The organism is Pseudomonas floridensis, assembly GCF_002087235.1.
GTDB classification, from domain to species: domain Bacteria; phylum Pseudomonadota; class Gammaproteobacteria; order Pseudomonadales; family Pseudomonadaceae; genus Aquipseudomonas; species Aquipseudomonas floridensis.
This window is the reverse complement of the sequence record NZ_MUIO01000006.1, coordinates 1-3,777: the sequence shown is the minus strand read 5'-3', so window position 1 is coordinate 3,777 and position 3,777 is coordinate 1. Positions and strand designations below refer to the sequence as shown.

Here is a 3,777-nt window from a genome sequence, read left to right as displayed (position 1 = left end):
TAACGCTGGCTATGTACTGACCCCCAGGGGCGGTTTTTCCCGGCCCAAACCCCCCTACCGTTCGTCGCAAAGAATAGAGGAGCAGGTATGGACGATCAGCCCACTTTCATTGACTCTGGCCCCGCTGAGCCAATCCCTATTTTCGTTACCAAACAGCGTAGCGACAGAGCAGAACGCCTGCGGGCCGTGAACTACGCGCGAGCCTCGGTCGGGCTGGCGGGGTTCAAGCTCTCGGCGCTTGATGAAGAAAACGCCAGAGCCTACGTAGAAGGTGAAGTCACCTTGGACGAGTTTCTGGGACGATCCATTCCCTCAGCGTGAAATCCCCTGATCAGGTGAGTTTTTACCCCGTTCTAGGCGAATAGCTTGGGTCTGCTCCCTAGCTTTCTTGTTCTCTAACTGAAACGTCATGGCCACCTTCAAAACCTCTGTCACCTGAGCCTTCGTAAGCCCCTTGAAAGGGCCTTGAATCGAATCTAGCCGCTTTTTCAGATCACTTGCCGTGTCCTGCATTTCCTTTGCTCTGCGGCGCTCCTGAAGCGCTGTAGAGGCTACAGCGACCGTATCCGCAAACCCCTTGTTGATTGATTCGGCCAGCCGCTCGGCAACCTGCTCTGGCGTTTCGACGACTTTGGTGAATAACCCCTTGCTCAAAACCCGCGGCTCTAGCGCTTTGGTGCTGATAGAGGCGTGGGTTTTTACCCCCTGCTGAATGGCGGCGTAGTGCTGCTGAATCGTCTGGTGAGTGGCCTTGCTGCCCTCGATGCCACGCTCCAGCCCCAAATCCGCGACACGGCTGGCGTAACTGGTCTGATCCGCCCGCATCTTGTCCCTGCTGCCGATGAATTCCTTGGCGCTCAGGCGTTTGTCCTGCGTCAGTGGCACCACAAAAGCGGACAAGTGCGGGGTTGCCTCGTCCCGGTGAATACTGGCCGTGATGATCCGATCAACGCCGTATTTGTCGGCCAACCATTGCAGGGATCGTTGGAAGAACGTCTTTTCCTGTTCTGGTGTCGCTTTATCGAACCATTCAGGGCTGGCTGTCATCACGTATTCAACGGCCAGAACAGCATCCTTGCGCCGTTTCTCCGGCAGCAAAGCGCGCAATTTCCCCATGGCCTCGTCCGTGCTTTTAGCGCCCAGGTGCTGATTATCGGGTGTGCGCTCCTGGTCAGCATTGTGCGTCTCGCGCTCGCGGTAGCAATGCTGCATCGAGGCCGCGACTGACCCCATGTTGGCGAGCTTCTTCGCCCGCATGATTGCGTATGCCATGCGTCCCTCTGTTCATTTCACGACAATTTCAGCGCTGCGAAATCCGCCTAGCTCCGCTGGGCCACTTCCTTGAAGTGTACTCACTAGACTTTGCTTCGCAAAGACGTTCGAAAAAGCGCTCCAAAACTTTGTCATGACAAAGTTTCCGATTCGGAAACTCCCCCGGGCTGATCACCCGCAAACGAAGTGCGCAGGCCGGAGGCGCGGCGTGAAGGAGCGAAGCAGCCGCACGCTGATCCATGCCCTTGCGCGGTAGTCGACGGCGCACAGCGACTGGAAGGCCGCTAGATCTCAAACAAAGATCGCGGTGCCTGACCCATAGTCCTAACGCGCTTCGCTTGTTGGGCGTCCGCCAGCACAGCGCCCTTCGGTCACTGCACTGGCGGCCACCTTGAGCTAGTGAACAGCCTGATTCTTTGAATCCAAGGAACAAGATCACAGGCAAAGCAAAAGCCAGATCAAGAACTCGATCTAGATCATAAGAAGTGATTTTTTAAAAACCCTTTAAAATCAATTAGTTACTGAGTGGGGGTAGCTCACCCAGGATGAGCTACCCCCAGCTCACCCAGGATGAGCTACCCCCAGCTCAATCTGGATGAGATATCGTCCCTGTGTGTATGATACCGTACACGAGCAAGGCGTATATCGTACAAATATCAGGGGTGGTTTTGTGCCAGAAATGGATGTGAGGGGAACCTGGGTTCAAACAGAGCGAGCCGCTCATGAAGCATGGTCAGCTTTGATTGGGCGTAAGCCAAAAGCAGCTCAACTTATGCACCTGCTGGTTGCCAATATGGGTAAAGACGCCGCAGTCGTCACAAGCCAGGCCACGCTCGCCTCACTTATGGGTGTGAGCGTGAACACGATTAAGCGAGCACTCACGGTGCTATCCGATGAACATTGGATCGATGTGGTCCGGGTTGGCAGCGAACGTGGCGGAGTAAATGCTTACGTCGTGAACCGTCGTGTCGCTTGGGCTGACAAGCGCGACAACCAGCGCTATGCGGCCTTCGATGCACGAATTCTGGTAGCAGAGACGGAACAGGATGCACCCATTGCAGATAAGCGTCCTCCGTTGCGCCAATTGCCAGCTTTATCTCCGGGAGACATGCAGCTTCCGCATGGAGATGGGCTCCCGCCCCCGAGTCAAAAACCACTTGTCGATGCCGACCTGCCAAGTTTACCTCGTGAGGAGCAATTGGACTGGGTCGAGAGGCCCGAACTGTCCTGATTCCATTGCCGAGAAACAGGCAAAAAAAAGCCGCTCAATGAGCGGCTTTTTAGCGAACAGGTGTTGACAAACGGGCACGGCTGTGAGACACTTATTTTAAGTGTGCAAACAATCCGGATAGCTTGACATATTTGATTAAGAGACGAGTTAAATATAGGGCTGGATGACACGGGTGTCAACTCCAAATCACCAGCATTCATCGCTGATCATCGGAGAACGACGAGCGGTACCCGTGGAGTGTTGGAGCGCATGAGGTACCTGCCGCAGCTGCGGACAGGATTGCGTCGGACAACACGAGGATATCGCGATGGAAATTATTTTCGCTCTCCAAATGCTCTACTGGGCCGGGAAAGTGGCTTTAGTAGGCATTCTGCTTCTGAAAGCGATGGGCTGGTTCTAAGACATCCGCCCCTTGTCACAGCAAGGGGTATATTCAGGCCTCAGCCTACTGGCTGGGGCCGCCTGCTTCCGTGGATTCAGCTCGAGATACCAAGAGAACAGTGACTGCCCGCAAAGCCGCACGTGCTGCCTCGCCTATCGAAGTCAGTGTCGGTGTCTTTTACACACCGCGAGATCGACTAAACGCGACTCTCAGCAGCGTGATAGACCTCTTTATCGCGTCTAGCACCTACAGCGACAATGAGGATCTCCACTGCTCGCTGATCTACTCTGTAAACGATTCGGGTATCTCCAACCCTTATCTTCCTGTAGCCAGCGAGCGCTCCCCTCAGGGGCAAACCTAGCTTGTCAGGTTCACCATTCTCGATTTTGTCTTTGATGGCTTTCAGTATTTTAAAAGCCGCTGAATCGCCTAAATCATCAAGGTCATCTGCGACCTCGGGGTGAAACTCAACCTTCCACGCCATGCTCACTCCTTAGCGGCATATCTCTCCATCATGGCGCTAAGGGAGATAGCTTTGCTCTTATCAAAATTGTTCATTCGGTCGCGAGCAATCGCGTCGATACGGAGATCATCGAGCTCATCAAGCAGCTCCTGGTATGCATCAACGTTCACGATTACTGCAGCTGGCTCGTTGTCTTTAAAAATTACCAATTTGTCTGTGGCGCGGCTGGAAACTTCCTTCAGTCGTGCGCTGAAACCTCTCACCATCGCGGTAACTGATACGGCCTGATCTGCCCGATCTAGTAACGCTGCCATGATTGAATCTCCCGTCTATGATACATCAGTACGCTAAATCTATGTTTTTTAGTACGTATTACTTTACATACGATGATGCGTAGTTTAAGGTAAATCCAGTACATAGCCAGCGTTA

At 53.7% G+C, this 3,777-nt stretch carries 5 protein-coding genes; 2 read left to right on the top strand and 3 right to left on the bottom strand.

Going from position 1 to position 3,777, the window contains the following annotated elements; genetic code table 11:
- The first annotated feature begins 87 nt into the window (after nucleotides 1–87).
- Nucleotides 88–321 (top strand): antitoxin VbhA family protein, encoded by a 234-nt coding sequence (locus tag BZK31_RS01955; protein WP_157900691.1) that lies wholly within the window; start codon nucleotides 88–90, stop codon nucleotides 319–321.
- Here BZK31_RS01955 and mobV read toward each other — a convergent pair.
- Nucleotides 313–1,272 (bottom strand): MobV family relaxase, encoded by a 960-nt coding sequence (mobV, locus tag BZK31_RS01950; RefSeq protein ID WP_083181067.1) that lies wholly within the window; start codon nucleotides 1,270–1,272, stop codon nucleotides 313–315. The genes BZK31_RS01955 and mobV overlap by 9 nt on opposite strands.
- Nucleotides 1,273–2,044: 772 nt before the next feature.
- Between mobV and BZK31_RS01945 the strand changes: the two genes are divergently transcribed.
- Nucleotides 2,045–2,503 (top strand): helix-turn-helix domain-containing protein, encoded by a 459-nt coding sequence (locus tag BZK31_RS01945; protein WP_208617170.1) that lies wholly within the window; start codon nucleotides 2,045–2,047, stop codon nucleotides 2,501–2,503.
- A 578-nt stretch (nucleotides 2,504–3,081) separates the two neighbouring features.
- On the opposite strand, the gene BZK31_RS01940 is transcribed toward BZK31_RS01945, so the two are convergent.
- Together BZK31_RS01940 and BZK31_RS01935 are read right to left on the bottom strand one after the other, a co-directional pair.
- Nucleotides 3,082–3,369 carry a type II toxin-antitoxin system RelE family toxin gene (locus BZK31_RS01940; protein WP_083181066.1) on the bottom strand — a complete coding sequence of 96 codons (288 nt, stop codon included), beginning with the start codon at nucleotides 3,367–3,369 and terminating at the stop codon, nucleotides 3,082–3,084.
- 2 nt (nucleotides 3,370–3,371) lie between these two features.
- On the bottom strand, nucleotides 3,372–3,662 hold the full coding sequence (locus tag BZK31_RS01935) for a Phd-YefM (protein WP_083181065.1): 291 nt from the start codon (nucleotides 3,660–3,662) through the stop codon (nucleotides 3,372–3,374).
- Nucleotides 3,663–3,777 lie beyond the last annotated feature (115 nt).